General features: G+C 63.5%; 18 protein-coding genes and 1 pseudogene. 12 read left to right on the top strand and 7 right to left on the bottom strand.

What is annotated here, in order from left to right; all coding sequences use genetic code 11:
• Window positions 1-30 precede the first annotated feature (30 nt).
• Window positions 31-492, top strand: coding sequence for a hypothetical protein (locus VT84_RS35185; RefSeq protein ID WP_052550276.1), 462 nt, complete (start codon window positions 31-33; stop codon window positions 490-492).
• 114 nt (window positions 493-606) lie between these two features.
• Here the strand turns inward: VT84_RS35185 and VT84_RS35180 are convergent, their stop codons facing one another.
• Together VT84_RS35180 and VT84_RS35175 are read right to left on the bottom strand one after the other, a co-directional pair.
• Window positions 607-1,179, bottom strand: coding sequence for a TadE family protein (locus VT84_RS35180; protein ID WP_052550278.1), 573 nt, complete (start codon window positions 1,177-1,179; stop codon window positions 607-609).
• A 39-nt stretch (window positions 1,180-1,218) separates the two neighbouring features.
• Window positions 1,219-1,797, bottom strand: coding sequence for a TadE/TadG family type IV pilus assembly protein (locus tag VT84_RS35175; protein WP_052550280.1), 579 nt, complete (start codon window positions 1,795-1,797; stop codon window positions 1,219-1,221).
• Window positions 1,798-2,007: 210 nt separating this feature from the next.
• Between VT84_RS35175 and VT84_RS35170 the strand changes: the two genes are divergently transcribed.
• Both VT84_RS35170 and VT84_RS35165 read left to right on the top strand, forming a co-directional pair.
• The gene (locus VT84_RS35170; protein ID WP_052550282.1) at window positions 2,008-3,528 is read left to right on the top strand and encodes a serine/threonine-protein kinase; all 1,521 of its coding nucleotides are present in this window, start codon (window positions 2,008-2,010) and stop codon (window positions 3,526-3,528) included.
• Between the two features lie 90 nt (window positions 3,529-3,618).
• On the top strand, window positions 3,619-5,052 hold the full coding sequence (locus VT84_RS35165) for a serine/threonine-protein kinase (protein WP_052550284.1): 1,434 nt from the start codon (window positions 3,619-3,621) through the stop codon (window positions 5,050-5,052).
• A gap of 59 nt (window positions 5,053-5,111) precedes the next feature.
• Here VT84_RS35165 and VT84_RS42610 read toward each other — a convergent pair.
• Window positions 5,112-5,992: pseudogene (locus VT84_RS42610) on the bottom strand (UbiA-like polyprenyltransferase).
• A gap of 242 nt (window positions 5,993-6,234) precedes the next feature.
• On the opposite strand from VT84_RS42610, the gene VT84_RS35155 reads away from it, so the two are divergent.
• Together VT84_RS35155 and VT84_RS35150 are read left to right on the top strand one after the other, a co-directional pair.
• A complete protein-coding gene (locus VT84_RS35155) occupies window positions 6,235-6,972 on the top strand; it encodes a glycosyltransferase family 2 protein (RefSeq protein ID WP_052550288.1) in 738 nt (245 codons plus the stop codon).
• Window positions 6,972-8,606 (top strand): hypothetical protein, encoded by a 1,635-nt coding sequence (locus VT84_RS35150; RefSeq protein ID WP_082842810.1) that lies wholly within the window; start codon window positions 6,972-6,974, stop codon window positions 8,604-8,606. The genes VT84_RS35155 and VT84_RS35150 overlap by 1 nt, the downstream gene beginning before the upstream one ends.
• A gap of 47 nt (window positions 8,607-8,653) precedes the next feature.
• On the opposite strand, the gene VT84_RS35145 is transcribed toward VT84_RS35150, so the two are convergent.
• The gene (locus VT84_RS35145; RefSeq protein ID WP_052550292.1) at window positions 8,654-9,463 is read right to left on the bottom strand and encodes a hypothetical protein; all 810 of its coding nucleotides are present in this window, start codon (window positions 9,461-9,463) and stop codon (window positions 8,654-8,656) included.
• Between the two features lie 290 nt (window positions 9,464-9,753).
• Here VT84_RS35145 and recA point away from each other — a divergent pair, with 290 nt between their 5' ends.
• Together recA and VT84_RS35135 are read left to right on the top strand one after the other, a co-directional pair.
• The gene (gene recA, locus VT84_RS35140) at window positions 9,754-10,896 is read left to right on the top strand and encodes a recombinase RecA (RefSeq protein ID WP_052551783.1); all 1,143 of its coding nucleotides are present in this window, start codon (window positions 9,754-9,756) and stop codon (window positions 10,894-10,896) included.
• A 191-nt stretch (window positions 10,897-11,087) separates the two neighbouring features.
• Window positions 11,088-12,638 carry a lipid II flippase MurJ gene (locus VT84_RS35135; protein ID WP_052550294.1) on the top strand — a complete coding sequence of 517 codons (1,551 nt, stop codon included), beginning with the start codon at window positions 11,088-11,090 and terminating at the stop codon, window positions 12,636-12,638.
• Here VT84_RS35135 and VT84_RS41525 read toward each other — a convergent pair.
• Both VT84_RS41525 and VT84_RS42605 read right to left on the bottom strand, forming a co-directional pair.
• Window positions 12,586-12,789, bottom strand: coding sequence for a DUF167 domain-containing protein (locus VT84_RS41525; protein WP_410000412.1), 204 nt, complete (start codon window positions 12,787-12,789; stop codon window positions 12,586-12,588). The two genes, VT84_RS35135 and VT84_RS41525, sit on opposite strands and share 53 nt — an antisense overlap.
• Window positions 12,774-12,890 (bottom strand): DUF167 domain-containing protein, encoded by a 117-nt coding sequence (locus VT84_RS42605; protein ID WP_410000415.1) that lies wholly within the window; start codon window positions 12,888-12,890, stop codon window positions 12,774-12,776. The genes VT84_RS41525 and VT84_RS42605 overlap by 16 nt, the downstream gene beginning before the upstream one ends.
• A 170-nt stretch (window positions 12,891-13,060) precedes the next feature.
• Here VT84_RS42605 and VT84_RS35125 point away from each other — a divergent pair, with 170 nt between their 5' ends.
• Together VT84_RS35125 and VT84_RS35120 are read left to right on the top strand one after the other, a co-directional pair.
• A complete protein-coding gene (locus tag VT84_RS35125; protein ID WP_052550298.1) occupies window positions 13,061-13,576 on the top strand; it encodes a DinB family protein in 516 nt (171 codons plus the stop codon).
• Between the two features lie 49 nt (window positions 13,577-13,625).
• Window positions 13,626-14,063, top strand: coding sequence for an NIF family HAD-type phosphatase (locus tag VT84_RS35120; protein ID WP_052550300.1), 438 nt, complete (start codon window positions 13,626-13,628; stop codon window positions 14,061-14,063).
• 3 nt (window positions 14,064-14,066) lie between these two features.
• Here the strand turns inward: VT84_RS35120 and VT84_RS35115 are convergent, their stop codons facing one another.
• Window positions 14,067-14,621 (bottom strand): Uma2 family endonuclease, encoded by a 555-nt coding sequence (locus VT84_RS35115; RefSeq protein WP_052550302.1) that lies wholly within the window; start codon window positions 14,619-14,621, stop codon window positions 14,067-14,069.
• Window positions 14,622-15,050: 429 nt separating this feature from the next.
• Here VT84_RS35115 and VT84_RS35110 point away from each other — a divergent pair, with 429 nt between their 5' ends.
• The 3 genes from VT84_RS35110 (at window position 15,051) to VT84_RS35100 (ending at window position 19,541) form a co-directional block, all read left to right on the top strand.
• Window positions 15,051-16,037, top strand: a complete 987-nt coding sequence (locus VT84_RS35110) for an aldo/keto reductase (protein ID WP_082842808.1) — start codon at window positions 15,051-15,053, stop codon at window positions 16,035-16,037.
• A gap of 111 nt (window positions 16,038-16,148) precedes the next feature.
• Window positions 16,149-16,814: a cytochrome c3 family protein gene (locus VT84_RS35105; protein WP_082842807.1), complete on the top strand. Its 666-nt coding sequence runs from the start codon at window positions 16,149-16,151 to the stop codon at window positions 16,812-16,814.
• A 168-nt stretch (window positions 16,815-16,982) separates the two neighbouring features.
• Window positions 16,983-19,541 (top strand): TAT-variant-translocated molybdopterin oxidoreductase, encoded by a 2,559-nt coding sequence (locus tag VT84_RS35100; protein WP_082842806.1) that lies wholly within the window; start codon window positions 16,983-16,985, stop codon window positions 19,539-19,541.
• Window positions 19,542-19,557 lie beyond the last annotated feature (16 nt).

The following is a 19,557-nucleotide window of genomic DNA, read 5'->3' as shown; positions in this document are numbered from 1 at the left end:
TACGACCGGGCGGTGAACGGAGACACTTCTATGCCGGAATGGTTATCGAGCCGGTTGCCCGACGGCTGGACCGCGTGGCACCTGATCGCACTAAGTGTCGGAATGGCAGTGGGAATGGCGACGGTCAGCCTGTTCGCCGTCGGGTACATCCTCGCGCGCCTGCCCGCGGATTATTTCGTGAACCCGGACGCGCAGCGCCCGATCGACCGCCACCCGGTTCTGAAGTGCTTCCTCATTCTGATCCGGAACGCGATCGGGTACTTCCTGATCGCACTCGGCGTGGTGCTTTCGCTGCCGGGCGTCCCCGGTCAGGGGCTGCTCACAATTCTAATGGGAGTGATGCTGATCGACTTTCCCGGCAAACACCGGTTTCAGAAATGGCTCGTGACGCGGCGGGTGATTCTGAGCGGCGTGAACGGCCTGCGGGCGCGAGCCGGGAAGCCGCCCTTTGAGCTGGAAAGCCTCGACTTGGAAGGAAAAAGGCAAAAGTAGAAAGGAAAAAAGCAGAACGAGAAACAAGGAACCAAGTCCTGCCTTCGCTCTGCCTTATTTGTCTCGGTCTTACCGCTTTCGTTTTACCTTTTTCCTTTTCACTTTTGCCTTGGATTACCCTTCGCTCCCCATGATCGCTGTCGTTCTCACAGAGATTGTGGCCGGCATGAACATGAGCGTAGGCAGAAGTGGGCGGTAGTTCCCGTTGATCGTCACAGCAATCTTCTCAGTGAAAACGGCCGTGTTCCACGGTACCGCGTTGGGGTCGGACCCGTTGAACGGGTCCGGGTACGTACCCGCAGGCGCGGTCGATTTGGCCTTCGGGCGCACGACTGGCGGGCTAAGGGCCAATCCCGCCTGATCGACCGCGTAGGCTGCGACCTGGTACCCCTCAATGTTCTTCTGGATCCCGCCCATTCGACTCGTGGTGTAGTTCTGAATGGACAGGTAGATCGTGCCCGAAGCGTCGGTGTAGTTGGTGCCGTCGAAGGTCGAGGGCTTGTCCAGATTCACCACCGCGTACCGCGCGCCGTCGCGGGCCGCGTTGTTGGTGACGTGCAGCACCATCAGGAACCGGCAGTACTCGAACATGCCGAACAGGAGCATCATGAAGACCGACAGGACCAGCGCCGACTCGACGATGGTGATCCCGCGGCGGCGCGTGTGACGGGGTCGAGTTACGAGCATGGGTTCGTTCCGTTGGGCGCGGGTTCGGGGGTTCCGGGATTACCAGGTGGGCAGATCCGCGTTCACCTGGAACCGATCGTCGGTCAGCATCTGCCAGGTGACCGTGAACGTTATGTTTGTCGGGTTAATCATCCCCAAATTGACCCAGCGCACCCGGTTCCAGGGGACCGTGACCGTGACGTTGAACATCATCCCCTTTTCCCCGTAGCACGGGTCCGTCGGGTAGCTCCCGGACGGGAAGCTGGTGCCGACCGGGTCGGTCGAGAGCGGGACGTAATCGGTGGTGCGGGGCGTCGTGAACGCGAACGTCACGGTGATATCGGTCGGCTGTATGTTCGTCAGCCCGGCAGCGTACATGTAGTCGTACACCGCGTCTCGAACGTTCACCGTGCCGGTGGACACCCGGATCTGGGTCGGGCTGCCGGAACTGTTGATCGTGTACGCCTGGGCCGAGAGGCGCGCGCCCTCGCGGGCCGCGTTGCTCACGATCTGTTGTACCTGCACCATCCGCCCCACTTCCCAGATCCCGATCATCATCGGGATCACGAACAGCAGGAACACGAAGGCGAGTTCGATGGCGGCGACGCCGCGGCGGGCCGGCTTTTGAGAGCGGCGCATCAATCCCCCGTGTGAAGGCACTGGTACCGGTAGCGGCCCGCGAGCCGGCCGTTTGAGTTCGTGCGTGAAATTACGGGCCTTCGGCACCTGTTGGGTACGAAGACCGCGCAACTATAGAACACGCGCCCGGCCGGGCAACCGATACGGGCGGAAAAGTCGGGCGCGGGATCTTGTTCTATCTTGCAGCAATTACCGACGAGCCGAGCACCCATGACCCGGCCGCAGACTGTACAGGATGTGTTCGACGCCCTCGCCCGCGACCGACTCGTCGAGTCGGCCCGGCTGTCGGCGTTTGCGGAGCGCTGTTCGGCGCCGGACGTGCCGGGGGTACTCGCGCGCCTGGTCGCCGAGGGGTTGCTCACGGAGTTCCAGGCCGGCTCGGTCGCGACCGGGAACAGTGCCGCCCTGTGGTTGGGAAACTACCGCGCTCTGGACCGGCTCGGGCGCGGGGGAATGGGGTCCGTGTTCCTCGCCGAGCACGCGGTCCTCGGTAAGCGGGTCGCGGTGAAGGTGCTCTCGGCCGCACTGCGTGCGGACCCGGGCGCCCGGAAGCGGTTCTTCCGCGAGGCCCGTGCTGCCGCGACCCTCGACCACCCCAACATCGTCGCCGTGTTCGACGTGGACATGGCACACGACCCGCCGTTCCTCGTCATGGAGCACGTGGACGGAGTGAGCTTGCAAGAGGCCGTCGCCCGGGGCGGGACGTTCGCCGCGGGGGAAGTCGCTGCAGTTGCCGTGCAGGTAGCCGACGGGCTGGCACGGGCCGCGTCCGTCGGGCTCGTTCACCGGGACATCAAACCCGCGAACTTGCTCGTGGACCGGCGCGGGGCCGTGAAGATTCTGGACCTGGGGATCGCCCGGTTCGCTCAGGACGACGCGAACTCGCGGATCAACGGGACCGAAGTCATCCTCGGGACGCTCGACTACCTCGCCCCGGAACAGGCGATCGACAGCTCAGAGGTGGACACCCGCGCCGACATCTACGCGCTGGGCTGCACGCTTTATTTCCTACTAACCGGGCACCCGCCGTACCCTGGCAACGACCTATCGTGGAAACTGCGGGCCAAACAGACCAGTGACCCGCACCCGCTCCAACAGTTGCGCCCGGACCTGCCGGTCGAGTTCTCCGCGACCGTTCACCGACTCATGGCGCGCGATCGCGCCGACCGCTACCCGACTCCCGCCGCGGTGGTGGCCGCGCTCCACCCGTGGGCGGTGCCGGGACCAGATTTCCCCCACCGGTTGTTTCGGCTCACGCGGGACAGCACTGCCCACGACCGCGCGCCGACCGAACCAGAACCCGCGCTCCCGGATACGCTGCGGATCATCAAGACGAACGCTCGTGGGTCTTCGGGCGGAATCGTTTTAGTTCCCGTGAGTGCAGAGAGTGGCGCGGCTGGGGCCGAGACGAAAGCGGGGGACACGGCCAGTTTGTTCCCCGTTGAGTCGGCCGAACCGCCCCCGCCCCCGGCTCCGTCTGCACTCGAGCCCTCGCCCAATGAACAAAAAACGGCGCCCGGATTCGCTTCACCACTGGCTCTCAATCGTACCGCCCCGGTTAGTCCGCCACCAGTTGAGCCGCCACGGGTACCAGATATCTATGAGTCCGAGTCATTCCGCCCGACTCCCCAACGCCCGCTGTCTCGAGTGGTGGGAGCCATCGGACTGGTTGTGGCTCTCGCGGCCGTGCTCGCCGGGGTCGTGGCACTGATCGCAATTGCCGGGCAATAACTCTTCATCAACGGCATAGCCCTTGAAGGCCGTGGTGTGCTACACTAAATCCCTACAATTATTTCTATCGACCCACTCTCTCGGGTGCTTATGCCCGCGCCCACCAGTGTTGCCGAACTCATCGACCGGCTCCGCAAGAGCGGGCTCGTGCCGGCGGACCGTTTGGAAGGGTTCCTCGCCGGGTTGCAAACGTCCAGCAGTTCCCCTCTGACGACGACTGCGGTACTCGAACGGCTCGTGAACGCGGGCATGATTACCCGGTTCCACGCCGACAAACTGGCCGCTGGGAAATACAAGGGATTCCTCCTCGGTAGCTATCTCATCCTCGACCAACTCGGCGCGGGCGGAATGGGGCAGGTGTACCTCGCCGAACACGCCCACATGCGGCGCCTCGTTGCGCTGAAGGTGCTCGACCCCCGCGCGTTCGAGAACGACCCGGTCGCTCGCGAGCGGTTCTTCCGCGAGGCCCGCGCCGCGGGTACCCTTGACCACCCGAACATCGTCCGTGTCTTCGATTTGTGCCAGGAAGGGAAGATCCTTTACCTGGTAATGGAGTACGTGGAAGGGTTGAGCCTCCAGGCGCTCGTGACGCAGATCGCGCCGCTGGATGTGGCCACCGCGTGTCACTACGCCCGGCAGGTGGCGTTCGGGCTTCAGAACGCGCACGAAATGGGCTTCGTTCACCGCGACATCAAGCCAGCGAACCTGTTGCTCGATCGCACCGGCGTTGTGAAGATCCTCGACTTGGGGCTCGTGCGCTCGGAAGCTGACGCGGGCACGATGCTCACCCAGCAACTCGACAACAAGAACATCCTGGGAACCGCCGATTACGTCGCGCCCGAGCAGGCCGTGGACAGCTCGAAGGTCGACGTGCGGGCGGACATTTACTCGCTCGGCGCGACGCTGTATTTCTTGCTCGCGGGGCGCCCACTATTTCCGGAAGGGCGAACCGCCCAGAAGCTCGTGTGGCAGCAGATCAAGGAACCGGTCCCCATCGACCGCTTGTGCCCGGACGTACCGTCGGAGCTGGCCGCGGTAATTCACCGGATGCTGCAAAAGCGCCCGGCGGACCGATACTCGTCGGTGGCGGAGGTGTTCGAGGCGCTAGCGCCGTTCGATACCGAGGACATTCCCCCGCCGCCCGCGGGGTGGATGCCCGAACCCCCGCCGCGGGTCGCGATGGCTCGTGGAGCGCCCGGTTCCTCGCCGCGCATTGCTTCCGGTTCGCGGTCGCAGATCGTCGTAGCGGCGATGCGCACAGGGGCTGGCGGATCGTCGGCCACCATTCGCAAAGAGCGCAGCGACGATAAAGTCGCGGTCCCGTCGCCCGGCTCGGGGATTCGGAACTCGCCGTTCAACGAGCCGACCGCGTCCGCCGGCGACGACGATACCCACCCCCAATACCAGCCACCCTCAACACCGCACGCGCCTCTACCGGCGCGCACGACCACGCTCCTGATCGTGCTCTCGGTGGCGCTGGTTCTCGCGCTTCTGGGAATCGTGATTCTCTTGCTCGGAAAATAGCGCCAGCGCGAGCGTTCCAAAGTTGAATGTTCGGAAGTTCCAGTTGTGGAACTTCCGAGCTACTTCACCGCCAACTGAACCAGCACGATCGCAAGTAATCCCAAACTAATCACGCCGTTGACGTGAAAGAACGCACGGTTCACGCGGGTGAGGTCGTCCGCGCGCACGAGGCTGTGCTCGTACACGAGCAGCACACCGACTGCGACGAGGCCCGCGAGGAACACCCAGTCCAGGTGCGGTGACGCGAAGTACAGGCCCACGAGTAACCCGAACATTACCGCGTGGCACACGGCTGCAATGCGTAGGCTTTTGGGCACCCCGAACCGCGCGGGGACGCTGTGCAGCCCCGTCTCCGCATCGAATTTGGCGTCCTGACAGGCGTAGAGGATATCGAACCCCGCCACCCAGAACGCGACCGCGCTGCCGAGCAACAGCGGGACCGTCATGTCGGTTAATCCCTTCACCGCGACCCACGCCGCAACGGGCGCGAGCATGAGCGCCCCCCGAGCCAGAAGTGTGCGAGGCTCGTGAACCGCTTCGCGAGCGAGTAGCCGAGCACGAACAGGAGCACCGGCGTGCTGCAATAAAGCGGCCACGGGTTTTCGGGTTCGCGCACGCAAAAGAGCAGTGTGGAAGCCACGAACCCGAGGCAGCACACCAGCGTGAACGCCCACACTGTACCGACTCGGAGCGTTCCGGCCGGTAAGTGCCTTCCCGCGGTGCGCGGGTTGGCCGCGTCGATGTGGCGGTCCATGACCCGGTTGAAGGCCATCGCCGCGCTGCGCGCGAACACCATGCAGAGCAAGATGCCGAGCATGTCCTGCCAGCGGAACTTCTCGTCCCGCCACGCGAGGGCCGCCGCGAGGATGGCGAACGGCAGCGCGAATATCGTGTGACTGAAGCGGATCAGTTCCAGGAGCTTGCTGACTACCGTGGGCATGGGAAGTAACCGTGGTCGCGGCGAATCGGGTCCGGTGTAGTTTACGAACCGCTGCGGAGTTAACCGCGGTACCCGGTTTCGCACAACCCGCGCCCGCGGTACACTGGTCCCGCACTGCTGATGTAAACAGCGTAAACAACCGCGGGGCTGAAAGATCGCTCGGTCCCCGCGGTTTGGTTTGGTATGTGGTGTGCGAGTACAATGCGGCAGCCCGTTCTGCACCGCGACACGAAAGACTCGTTATGCGCGTTCTCACCGCAGTTCCTGTCTACAACGAGGCTAATCACGTTCACGGCGTACTGTCCGAGGTGCGACGATACAGCCCGAACATTCTCGTTGTGAACGATGGGTCTACCGACGGTACCAGTGCTCTGCTCGATCAGGAACCGGGACTTTTGCGGATCGATCACCCCGTTAATCGCGGGTACGGGGCCGCGCTCATTTCGGCGTTCGCGTTCACGCTCGAACACGATTTTGATGTGCTCGTAACGATGGACTGCGACGGTCAGCACCAACCGGAACGCATCCCGGTGCTGCTCGAAGCGATTCACGATTGCGACATCGTGTCCGGCTCGCGGTACTTCCGCGACTTCCGCCAGGACACCCCCGCGCCGTCCGATCGCCGATTCATCAACGCAACCATTACGCGGGAGATCAACCAGCGGTACGGGCTGGACCTCACGGACGCCTTCTGCGGGTTCAAAGCGTACCGGCGCGAGGCGCTCCAGAAGCTCCACATCACCGAGCGCGGCTGGGGCATGCCGCTGCAACTGTGGGTGCAAGCCGCCCGGCAGGAACTCCGGGTGAAGGAGATCGGTGTTCCGCGCCTGTACTTGGACCCCAACCGGGCGTTTGGGGGTGTGATGAACGACCCGGAACAGCGGCTCGCGTACTACCGCGGGGTTCTCGCCGCGGCCGAGTGTGACGTGCTACCAGCGGCTCGCGCCGCATCGTGTTGTCCGTGTCCGGGGTCGTGCTAATGCCAGCGCACCGCTACCGGGCACCGACAGCAAACGGCGCGGTGCTGGCCGAACCAAACTTCGACGCGGTCCCGGGATTGGTTGAAGCGAATCGCAAACGACTCGACTGCGCGGACGTGCTTGTTGGTGGACTTCCACTCCGCGAATTGCGCACGCTCGCTCGGCGTGAAGTTCTGGACCTGGTGCGTGACTCGGATGGGAGCGCGGGTTCGCAGTCTCTGCTGAATGACATCTCTTTGTCACCCGACGCGCCGTTACTTCTCGCAGGGCACCAGCCGGAATTGTCGCACCCCGGCGTGTGGGTGAAGAATTTCGCACTGAACGGGTTCGCCCGCAAGCTCGATGGTATTCCACTCAATCTCGTCGTCGATAACGACACACTCAAGAACCCCACGTTCCGCCTTCCGGTCTTCAAGGACCGCGACCCGAACTCGGTGCGGCTCGAAACGCTCGCGTTCGACACCAACCCCAACGGCGGAGAACTCGCTTACGAGGGTCATCAGGTCTTCGATCCCCAACTGTTCGATTCCCTTCCGGATCGTGCCGCCCCTCTCCACGCGAATTGGGGATACGAGCCCCTACTGGCCAAGCACTGGCCGAGTGCGCGAACCAGCGCGGGGAGCGAAACGGCTCCGCGCACCCGGAAAGTCGGCGACATCTTTACTGCGCTACGCGGTGAACGCGAACGCGCGTGGGGCTGCCACAATCTCGAACTGCCGGTGAGCCGGCTGGCCCAAACGAAAGCGTTCGCGCGGTTCGTTTGGCACATCTGGAATGATTTGCCGCGCTTTCGCGAGGTGTACAACACCGCGGTCGCGGGGTACCGAAAGGCGAACCGAATCCGGAGCGCGAACCACCCCGTTCCCGATCTGGCGGAGCGTGAAGGGTGGAGCGAGGTTCCCTTTTGGAGCTACATCGGTTCCAGCCAGAAACGGCGCGGGAAACCGTTGATTCGCGCCGGTCGCGAGTTCATTTGGCGCCTGGAGGGTGATTCCTTCGCGAAACCTCCCATCCCGAGTAATCTCGATAGCTTCATTCAGCACGTGTCTGCGTACCGTGAAATCCGACCGCGGGCACTCACGCTCACGCTGTTCGCCCGCGTGTGCCTCGGCGACTTTTTCATCCACGGGATCGGCGGCGGAAAGTACGACGAAGTGACCGACACCATCATCCGCGACTATTTCGGGATCGAACCACCCGCGTACCAAGTTCTGTCCGCGACGTTGCACCTTCCGCTCCCCGCGTTCGCCTCAACCGCGATCGATCTGCACCGCGCCCAGCGCCGAGTTCGTGAACTACAATGGAGTCCGCATCAGCACCTGAGCGCAGATCAGCACACGCCCCCCGAAGCACGAGCACTGGCCGCGGAACTGGAGTCGCTAACGGCGCATGAGCCGCAACGTGGGGCGCACGCGGCACGGCGAGAGTGGTTCCGGGCGATTCAGCGGGTGAAGGAACAGTTGCGCCCGCTCGTCGTTAACCAAGTTCCTGAGAGTGAATCTGCACTGGCGCGCGTGCAGAGCGAAGTAGATGCGAACGCGATCCTTCAGCGCCGCGATTACTCGTGGGTACTGTACCCCGAAGAAACGCTGCGTCCGTTTCTCGAAGAGATGCGAGACCGAGCGAGCCAATGAAAACGGCCGGCGCACTTGCGCCGGCCGTTCACTTTGAAAAGTGCCTTCTACTTCTGTTTACCGCGAACCATTTCTTCGATCGCAGCGGCGATCGCGTTAACCTTCTCGTCGGTCAGGTCGTCCAACTTGAGTTCCCACCGCTGCGCGATCCGCATGCGGTTGTAGATAATGACGGTTACGGGAGCGTCGCCGACTGCGAACGCGGTGAGCGCCGCAGACTTATCAGCGGCGAGGCCAAAGGGCACTTGATCGGCCTTCACGACCCCCGCGTACCGTTGCACTTCCTTGCGTTTATCTTCTCGCTTTTCGTCGTGCGGATACTCCAGGTCGACCGCGACCTTCTGGTCGCTGCCGTCCGGAGCCTTTACGGTCACGGCTTTCGTGCCGCCTTCGAGCGTCAGGAACATCCCGAATGCGCCCAACTTGTCGGACTGGTACTTCGAGATCAGCCCGTCGCGCGACCTGTTGGGATCTTTGCTCGCCGAATCGAGCTTCTGGAACAGCTTGCTCAGCCCGTCGGTGTCCTTGAGCTTCGACGTATCGGCGCGCACGAAAATGGCGACGACCGGAGCAAGCCCGTATTCGCACACCAAACAGTGCATTTTGCCGGTGCGGTCGCGCGGGTCGCGCTCCTCGTCCTTAACGGCTCCGTCTTTGGGAGCGGCCACCTTTGGTGGGAACCGGTTGTCTGTGACGAGTTGTGCTCGGAACGGAGACGGGACCACGTTGGAGTTCATCGCGGATCCGACCACCGCCCCTGCCATTGAGGTGACGGCCGATTGTGGCTCCTGCGCCCGTGCCGTAAGGCCAGTCAACGCGAGCACCCCCGCCACCGCCACCGCGCGCCGAACGACCATCGCCGCTCCCCCGAAAATCTGTGTTTCGCGCCCAACTACTATTTCAGCGTGACAGCCCCCGGCAGTGACGTCAAGGCCCCTGGGCACACGGAGTCAGAGGAAGTTTCTTTTGGAGGTGCGAGTTTGTGGCGCGTACCACGTGTCCATTGGTCGGGCCGTTCTCCGGGGGCGGGTCGCGCAACTTGGAGCGAGCGTGCCTGCTGCTGACCTTCATTAACGGCCCGTGCGCGGGTAAACTCCACCCCGTAACGACTGGTACACACCAACACAACACACGCTGGGAACAAATCATGGCTGAGAAGAACGACAAACTGGAGAAGGCGAAGGACAACAAAGAGCTGAAAACCGCGCTCGCGGCGATCGAGAAGGAGTTCGGGAAGGGCTCCATCATGTCACTCGGCGACATGAGCTCTCTGGACATTGAAGGGATCTCGACCGGGGCGCTGAGCCTCGACCTGGCGCTCGGTGGTAAGGGGTTGCCGCGCGGCCGCGTGGTCGAGATTTACGGTGCGGAAGCGAGCGGGAAGACGACCATCGCGCTCCACACCATCGCCCAGGCTCAAAAGGCCGGCGGAGTCGCCGCGTTCATCGACGCCGAACACGCCCTCGACCCGAGTTGGGCCAAGCGGCTCGGCGTGGATTTGGACAACCTGCTCGTCTCCCAACCCGGCTACGGCGAAGAAGGGCTGCGAATCGCCGAGATGCTCATCAAGTCGAACGCGGTGGACATCATCGTCGTGGACTCGGTCGCGGCCCTCGTTCCCAAGAACGAAATCCAAGACAGCGAGATCGGCGACACGAAGGTCGGGCTCCAGGCCCGGCTCATGAGCCAGGCGATGCGGATTCTCACACCGCAGATCAACAAGAGCCGCACCTGCCTCGTGTTCATCAACCAGATCCGGCAGAAGATCGGCGTAATGTACGGCGACCCGAACACCACGACCGGCGGTCTGGCGCTCAAGTTCTACGCGAGCGTGCGGATGGAAGTGAAGCGCGTCACGCACGTGAAGGACGGTGAAGACACGATCGGTGCGGAAACCCGCGTCCGCGTGGTGAAGAACAAGATCGCCCCGCCGTTCCGCAACGCGGAGTTCGAGTTGCTCCACGACCGCGGCATCGATTTCGAGGGCGACGTCATCAAGCTCGCGCTCGAGGACGAGGTCATCGAGAAGAGCGGCGCCCACTTCTCGTACAAGGAACAGCGGCTCGGCCAGGGACTGAAGAACGCGGTCGAGTTCCTGCGTGAGAACCAGGCAGTGCGCGACGAGATCGTGGCCGCGGTGAAATTGAAGCGGGCGCCGAAGGTCGTGGACGCCGCAGCCCTCGAAGCGACCGCCGCCCAGGAAGAAGCCGAAGCCGCCGCAGCGCTGGCCGCGCTGGGCGAAGAGGTCGAAATGCCGGTCAAGAAGAAGCGCGGAAAGTCCTCGGAGTGACCCCGAATCACGGGCACAAGTGAACCCCGCCCGCAAGGGCGGTGGGTAGCGCGCAAACGTGGCACTTGCGGCCACCGATGCACTACCCACCGCCCTTGTGGGCGGGGTTCACGGTTTGGGTTGCCCTCGACTCACTTCCATTCGCTGTGGTAGCCTCCGGGTTCTGTTCAACCGGCACGGAGGCCGCTGCGTTGTCTGAACCACGATCCGCTAACCGTTCTCTTCTCATCGGCGCCGCGACCAACTGGGCGGCGTTCGTCGCGGCACTGGGAATCAGCTTCTTCCTCGCACCGTACCTCGTGCGCTCGCTCGGTGACGCGCGATACGGCGTGTGGTGCATCGCGGAATCCGTTCTCGCGTACTTCACGCTCTTCGATCTCGGCATCGCCGCGTGCCTCGTGCGGTTCGTGGCAAAATTGCACGCGACCAGCAACCGTCACGAACTCAGCAAGCTCGTGTCCGCGTGCTTCGGGTTGTTCGTGCTCGCCGGGGTCGGAGTGATGGTGCTGGGCGGCGCGATCGTGCCGTTCGTTGCGCCGGGGATGGAGCGGAAGCTCGACGAATCGGGCGACGTTCTACCGTTCATGCTACTCATGCTCACGAACCTCGCGATCACGCTTCCGCTGAGCGTGTTCCCCACCATCCTCGACGGGCTCCAGCGCTTCGGCACGAAGAGCGCGGGCCGGCTCGTGTGCCTCACCCTTCGCGTGGCGGCAATCGTTTGGGTTATGGAAACACGCCCGGGGCTGCTCTCCTTGGCGCTCGTGTTCACGGCGGCGAACCTGCTCGAACACGCGCTCATGGCAGTGGCGTGCTTTCGCTTCCTGCCGGGGTTGCAGATCTCGCCCAAGCTCATCGACCGAATCACTTTGAAGGAAGTGCGAGGTTACAGCATTGATGCGTTCCTGGCGATGATCGCGGGGCGCATCACGGGGCAGACCGGGACGATCGTCGTGGGCGGGTTCATGACGGTCGCGACGGCCGGGCACTACGCGATCGCGATGCGGCTCGTGGACATGGCGAAGAACCTGCTCCGCGCCGCGACCACCACGCTCACGCCCGCGGTGAGCGAGCGCGAGGCCGTCGGCGACTTCGACGGCGTGCGCAGGGTGTTGCTCGACGGCACGCGCTGGGTGCTGTACCTCGTGCTCCCAATTCACATCGGGCTGCTGTTCTTTGGCGGACCGTTCCTCGCGCGCTGGATGGGCAATTCGCAGTACGCGGAATGGTGCTACCCTGCGATGGTGGTCCTCTCCGCGACGCTGACGATCGGGGTCGCGCAGTCGGTCGCGGCGCGCATCCTGTATGGCATGGGGAAGTTGAAGCTCTTCGCCCGGCTCGCGCTCGTTGAGGCCGTGGTGAACCTCGCGCTGAGTTTCGCACTTGTGGGGCCGTTTGGCTTGGTGGGTGTCGCAGTTGCCGTGTCCGCGCCGAACGTGTTGTTCTGCCTGTTCGTGATAGTTTACTCGTGCCGCACGCTGGAAGTGGGCGCGTGGCGGTACCTGCGTGTGGGCTGGCTGAAGCCCGCGTGCGCGGCCGTGGTCCCCACTGCGGTTTGGAGCTTCGTGGCGCCAGTCGAAGCGGAGTGGTTCGCGATCACGTTCGGTGTGGCGGTCGGGCTAGTGCCTTTCGTTGCGTGTGTCGCAGCGCTTGAGTTCGCATCGCGAATCAAATTCGTCCGTTCCGGAATCACTCGGACGACTCCTGTGGCTCAATCAGGGCCGATAACTGCTGAGGCGTGACGCCACGAATGAGAATCACCTTGTTTCGGTTCGTCTGCCCACTCAGTAGCGCGAGTTGCGACCGCTGAAGCTTCAGGTGCTCGCGCAAAAGAGCGAGGACGGCTTCGTTCGCGCGCCCGTCCTCGGGCGGTGCGGTCACTGATACCCGCAGCGCCCCGCGTGCTCGCCGAGGACCGCGTTCCGCTTGGCCTTCGGCTGAACGCGAACCGCGAGCGCCGCACCTTCTGCGTGTAGAGAAACCGCTACAGACATTTCGCACACCTCGCGTGTCGTGGTATCAAAATAGCGCGATCAACCCTGTTCCCACAACACGATACGGGCATTGCAATTCGCGGCGCACTTGATGACGCGACGAACAAATCGTAATGTGCGATCGCATGAAATAGGTCGCGCCTTGCTCCACATTTTTGAGGAGATCATTCATGCCGCGCCCGGATAAGACGGAGTTCACTGGGTTCCAAGCAAATTACATCGACCTCGTGCCCGAAACCGACGTACTCGCCGCGATGTCGGCGCAACTGGACGAGGTGCTCGCACTTTGGCGGCGCATTCCCGAAGCGCAGGGCGACGTGTGCCACGAGCCTTACACCTGGACCGTGAAACAGGTGATCGGGCACCTCATCGACGGCGAGCGCATTTTCGGGTACCGGGCACTGAGGTTCGCACGCGGCGACGCGACCCCGCTCCCCGGCTTCGAGGAAAACGACTACGCGAAGTCGGGCGGGTACGAGCGGCTCGCACTCTCGGACCTCGTGAACGAGTTCGAGGCCGTGCGCCGGTCGAGCTTGTGGTTGTTTCGCAACTTGCCCGAAGCGGCATGGGGGCGCGGCGGCGACGCGAACGGCAACCACATCAGCGTGCGGGCGCTCGCGTACATCATCGTGGGCCACGTTCGGCACCACGGCGGCATCTTGCGTAAGCGAGTGGGCGCAGTCTGAAGTGTTTGTGGCGAAGCCGTACTGTACTGGAATCGAAAGAAGGTAGTATTTGGCGATCCGCGTGCTCGCGCTCGATCTGGAGCGAACACTGATTTCCGACGCGAACCGGGCTGACCCGCGCCCCGGTTTGTCCGCGTTCCTCGCGTTCTGCCACGCCCGATTCGAGCGCGTCGTGCTGTTTACGACCGTGGAGGAACCGGACGCGAGAGATGCGCTCGATCAACTCATCACGCGCAATCACATTCCTGGAGAATTGCTGACACCCTTGGACTACGTTCCGTGGGTCGGGGAGCACAAGGATCTCGCCTTCGTTGCCGGTGCCGTGCCTGAAGAGATTTTGCTCGTTGACGATGACGCGGGGTGGATTCGGCCCGACCAACGCGATCGGTGGATCGCTATCGAGCCGTGGGACGGCGGGGCGGATCGTGAGTTGGCCCGCGTTCAGCACGTCTTGGCCGAACGGCTCGAAGCAGAAGGTCGCCCGTGACGTCTACACGAACAAATCTGCGACCGCGCACGTGAAACCGGGCAGTACGCCTTCGCCGGACAACGTGCCGGCTTCGCCCAGTTCCTCACACGTTCCGTTTGCGCGGCGAATGAGAACCGTCTTCGATTTGGGGCTGATGACCCAGACTAATTTCACGCCGGCCGAACGGTATTCCGCGACTTTCGCCTCGATCTCTTCGTAAGTCTCGTTTGGGGACACTACTTCCACCGCGATGTCCGGAGCTACCGTGATGTAGCCCTCGGGTGTGCGATCGTTGGGCAGGCGCCCGGCCGCGACAAACGAGGTGTCCGGCATCCGCACCAACTTCGGTTTGTTGGGGAAGCACTGGAATCCCGTTTGAGACGGGTACGCTCGTCCCAATTTCTTGGGCCGGATGAACACATTGAACTGCGTGAGCAACAAGCCGCCAATTTCGTCCGACTCCGCTCCCATTGACTTCTCCCGCGGGATTCCGTCAATCAGTTCGTAGTGATCCCCACCGGGCATCGTGAGTAAATCTTCGGGTTCCAATACGGCCGGGATCGCGTTGTTGGTCATCGCACGTCCTCCGGTGGAGTCGCCCACATCTTATCAGGCCCGCTCTTGTGCCACGAGTGCTTCCGGTACTCGTCGGTTGCCCGTATTCGCGATCCGTTCGGCACTCGGTGTGAATAAAGTTGGCCTCTCGAACCAAGTTTCTGCTCGTGCGACGACCATTTGCGGCCACGCTCTCGCCGAGTTCGTATTGTGTTCCGAAACGCGCTTCGTATTTCGGAGTTACGCAAGTGAACAAGGTCGCGAAACACGCCGCATTCATTCTGTTCACCATCTTCGGCATCCCGATCATCATCGCGACGCCGTTCCTGCTGTACGGGTTCCTGGGCAAGCCGTAACCGGTCCCCGGCCGGTTCGTCCGGCCGCGGTTGTCATCCAAGTGCTGCGCTTTCACCGGCCGGCTCACCCCGGCTGCCTCTCCGGGGATCGGGTATGAAGTTCCGCAAGTTCGGCGACGCAAACGTATCGGAAGTCGGGCTGGGCTGCTGGCAGATCGGCGGCGACCAGTGGGGCGACGTCGCCGAATCGGACGCGCAGGAAGTGCTGCGCGCGTCCGTCGAATCCGGCGTCACATTTCTCGACACCGCCGACGTGTACGGCGCCGGGCGCAGCGAAGAGCTGATCGGGCAATTCCTCAAGAACTACCCGCGCGAGCGGTTCTTTATCGCGTCGAAGTTCGGGCGCTTCCCGCGCCCCGGCTGGCCCAGCAACTTCGAGCCAAAAACCATCCGCGAACACACCGAGAACTCGCTGAAGCGCCTCAGAATCGAGCGGCTCGACCTCACGCAACTCCACTGCCTGCCGATGGAACAACTCCGGCGCGCGGAAGTGTGGGACACCCTTCGCGAGCTGAAGCGGGAAGGCAAGATCGCCCGGTTCGGTGCGAGCGTCGAGTCCGTGGCCGAAGCGGAAGAGTGCATCAAGCACGCGGACTGCGCGTCGTTGCAAATCATCTTCAACATCTTTCGCCAAACGCCCGAAACGAGTGGGCTCCTTGATCGCTGCCGGAAACAGGGCGTCGCGATCATCGTCCGGCTGCCGCTCGCGTCCGGGTTGCTCGCGGGGAAGTATACCCTCGCCACCACGTTCGGCCCCAACGACCACCGCACCATCAACCGCAACGGCGAGAAGTTCAACGTCGGCGAAACGTTCGCGGGTCTGGGCTTCGAGAAGGGTCTAGAAACGGTCGAGAAGCTGAAACCGCTCGTGCCGGCCGGGTACACGCTGCCGCAACTCGCGCTGCGCTGGTGCCTCGATCACGACGCGGTCGCGACGATCATCCCCGGCGCCCGAAACCGCTCGCAAGCCGAGGCGAACGCCGCTGCAAGTAATCTCGCGCCGTTGCCAGCAGACGCACGTGCGCGGTTGCGCGAGTTCTTCGTTTCTACAGTAAAACCGTTGGTTCGCGGCCCGGATTGATTTCACCCTTGCCAGCAGGCCGGCGCAATTCATACGATTACTGCGGGCTTGTGAAAAGTTTCACAAAGTCGCAGTTCGCTTGAATTCCGGCCGATTATTGGGAGCGAGAGCGTGCCGGCGATTTTTTCGCGGTCACTTGATGGTCGCCTCCGCCAAGCCATTGTTGGCCTGGGGGTGCTGGTCGCGCTCGTCGGTACCGGGTGGTACTACTACGCGCTGCCCAGCTACACCCGCGTCGGGTACACGCCGGAGCAACCGGTGCCGTTCTCGCACGAGTTGCACGCCGGCAAGCTCGGAATGGATTGCGCGTACTGTCACCAGTCCGTGTTCGAGTCGCCGAACGCGAGCGTGCCGAACTCGCAGACGTGCATGAACTGCCACAACCCGAAGAAGGCCAACGTGAAGGGCGCCAGCCCGCTCCTGGCCCCCGTGCGGTCGAGCTTCGACACCGGGCGCCCGGTGGAATGGAAGAAAGTTCACAAGCTCCCTGAGTACGCCTACTTCAACCACTCAGTCCACGTCAACAAGGGCGTGTCCTGTGTGTCGTGCCACGGCCAGGTCAACGAGATGAAGGTCGTGTCGCACGAGAAGCAGCTCACGATGGGCTGGTGCTTGCAGTGCCACAACGACCCGCACGAGCACCTGCGTGACGTGAAGGACGTGACCAACCTGAAGTGGAAGCCGGAAGGCGGGAAGAGTGCCAGCGAGATCGGCGCCCTGCTTCAGAAAGACTTGCGTGTGGCCCCGCCGATGAACTGCCAGGCGTGCCACCGATAACCAGAACCCCGGGGTTGAAACCCCGGGCTATTTCCGGTGACCCCTTTGGGGTCCAAAAGACAACGAGCGGTGTTTGTCGCCCCAAATGGGGCGACCGGTAGCAGTTCGGGGCTTCAGCCCGGGCTCCCGATTCGATTGGTTTGGCTCCGATGCGGGTGAAGGGTTCACATGGACCGACAGAGCTACTACCGCAGCCTCGAACAACTGGCCGATACGCCAGAATTTCGGGCGTTCGCGTCGGAAGAGTTCCCCGGCTTTGCCAACGTGTTCGAGTCCGTCGGTGCGGCCGAACTGAAGGCCGATGAGCCCGAGTCCGTGGGGCTGAACCGCCGCAAGTTCATGGCGCTCTCGGTCGCGACCCTGGGGGCCGCGGCCCTCGCCGGGTGCCGCCGACCGGACATTCAGATCCTCCCGTTCTCCGCGGTACCGGACGAGCAGATCGGTCACGTCGTCCCTGGCAAGCCGGCGTTCTACGCGACGAGCATTCCCCGCGCTGGCGGGGCGCTTCCCGTTCTCGTGGAGAGTCACGACGGGCGCCCCACTAAGATCGAAGGCAACCCGCAGCACCCGTGCAGCCTCGGCAGCACCGACGCGCTGGCGCAAGCCACCATTTTCGATCTCTACAGCCCCGACCGACTGATGTCGGACAAGTACCCCGGCGTCATGGAGGGGAAGGCCGCGCGGAAGTGGGAAGACTTCGACCGCTTCGCGCGCGGCGAAACCGAGAAGCTCGTCAAGGATAAGGGCAAGGGCTTCTACATTCTCACCGATCAAGCGTCGGCGCCGTCGCTGCGGGTGCTGCGCGAGTCGATTAAGGACAAGCTCTCGCTCGCGTCGTGGCACAGCTACGAGGCCGTTGATACGAGCGAAGAGCTGAAGGGCGCGGAAGCGGCGTTCGGCGCGAAGGTCGTGATCCGGCCCCGGTTCGATAAGGCCGAACGCATCCTCGCTCTGGACAGCGACTTCCTCGGTCACGAAGCCGACGGCGTGTTCCACTCGCGCTCATTCAGCGCGAACCGCAAAGCCGAGCACATGAACCGCCTCTACGTCGTGGAATCGACGTGGACGGCGACCGGCACGATGGCCGACCACCGGCTGCGCGTGCCCGCGTCCCAGGTCGGCGCGTATCTGGTCGCACTGGCCAAAGAACTGAAGGCCGCGCACGCGGCGAGTTTCAAGAACCCGGCCGCGCTGCCGGATTCGTTCCCCGCAGCGTCGAACTACTCCTTCCCCGAGAAGTGGCTGAAGGGCGTCGCGAAGGACGTTGCCGGGCACGCGGGCAAGAGCCTCATCGTCGTGGGCGCGCGGCAACCCGCCTGGGTTCACGCTCTCGCGCACTCGCTTAACGACGCGCTGGGCAACTACACGGCGGGGATGGCCGAGTTCCGCGACGCGCCGACAGAAGTTGTTGACAAGACGCTGAAAGACCTCGCCACCGACATCGCGGCGGGCCGCGTGAGCACGCTGCTCATCATCGGCGGCAACCCGGTGTTCAGCGCGCCGGCTGACTTCCGGTTCGGCGAAGAACTCGCGAAGGTCGCGAAGAAGATCCGGCTCGGTCTGTACTTCGACCAGACGTCCGAAAAGTGCGACTGGCACCTGCCGCTCGCTCACTTCCTCGAAGGCTGGGCCGACACCGAAGCCGGGGACGGCTCGCTCTGCTGCGTGCAACCGCTCATCGCGCCTCTGAACAGTGGTAAGGGCAGCGACGACGCGGCTCCGCCCGCTCGTGGTGGACGCACGGTTCTGGAAGTGCTCGCGCTGCTCACGCAAGCGCCCGGCGTGGACGGCAAGCCGGTCGCGTCGTTCACCGCGGCACAGAAGGCCGGTTACGGCTATGTCCGCAAGGCGTTCAGCGACCGCAGCGGTATCGCGCTGGCCGCGCCGAACTTCGACGACGAATTCAACCGCTACAAGCAAGTCGGCTTCTTCCCGGTGGACGCGGAGAAGGCCAAGGCCCTCAAGTTCGCGAAGCCGGACGAGAAGAACCGGAAGCCGAAGGCGGTGAGTGCGAACAAGGCGGGCATCACCGCTGCTCTCGCCGCGTACCGACCGACCGAAACGCCCACCAAGGACGCGGTCGAAGTCACGTTCCACCCGTCGAACACACTGTACGACGGCAGCGGGGCGATGAACCCGTGGCTCCAGGAAATGCCGGACCCGATCACGAAGCTCGTGTGGGACAACGCCGCGCTCCTGAGTCCCGCGACCGCGACCGCATTTGGGGTCGCGCAGAGTGACATCGTTGAGATCCGGCTCGGCGACTCGACCATCGCGGTGCCGGTGTTCGTGCTGCCGGGGCAAGCCGACTACTCGGTCGCGCTCGCGTTCGGGCAGTTCGGCCAGATGCGGATCTCGCACGTTCCCAACGGTGGCGGAACGGACGTGTTCCCGCTGCGGCGAGCCGCGGCACTCCACACCGCGACCGGCGCCACGCTGAAGAAGACCGGTCGCAAAGCCGACCTCGTCACCACGCAGGAACACGGTGTCATCCCCGAGGGGCGCGACATCATCCGCGAGGTGCGTGTCGCCAAGAAAGACGATCACGGCCACGATCACAAGCATGGCGACGACCACAAACACCACGATAAGTCGCACGGGGACGATCACGGTCACGGCCCGAAGCTCGGGATCGCCCCGACCGGACACATCACCGAAGAGTCGCTGAAGAAAGAGTTCCAGGGCGGCTACGGCAACAAGCAGCAACTCCCGGCCCGTCGGGCGTGAAGCAGGAGCGGTTCCC

The organism is Gemmata sp. SH-PL17 (genome assembly GCF_001610855.1).
Taxonomy (GTDB): Bacteria; Planctomycetota; Planctomycetia; order Gemmatales; family Gemmataceae; genus Gemmata; species Gemmata massiliana.
This window is presented reverse-complemented; position numbering and strand designations above follow the sequence as displayed.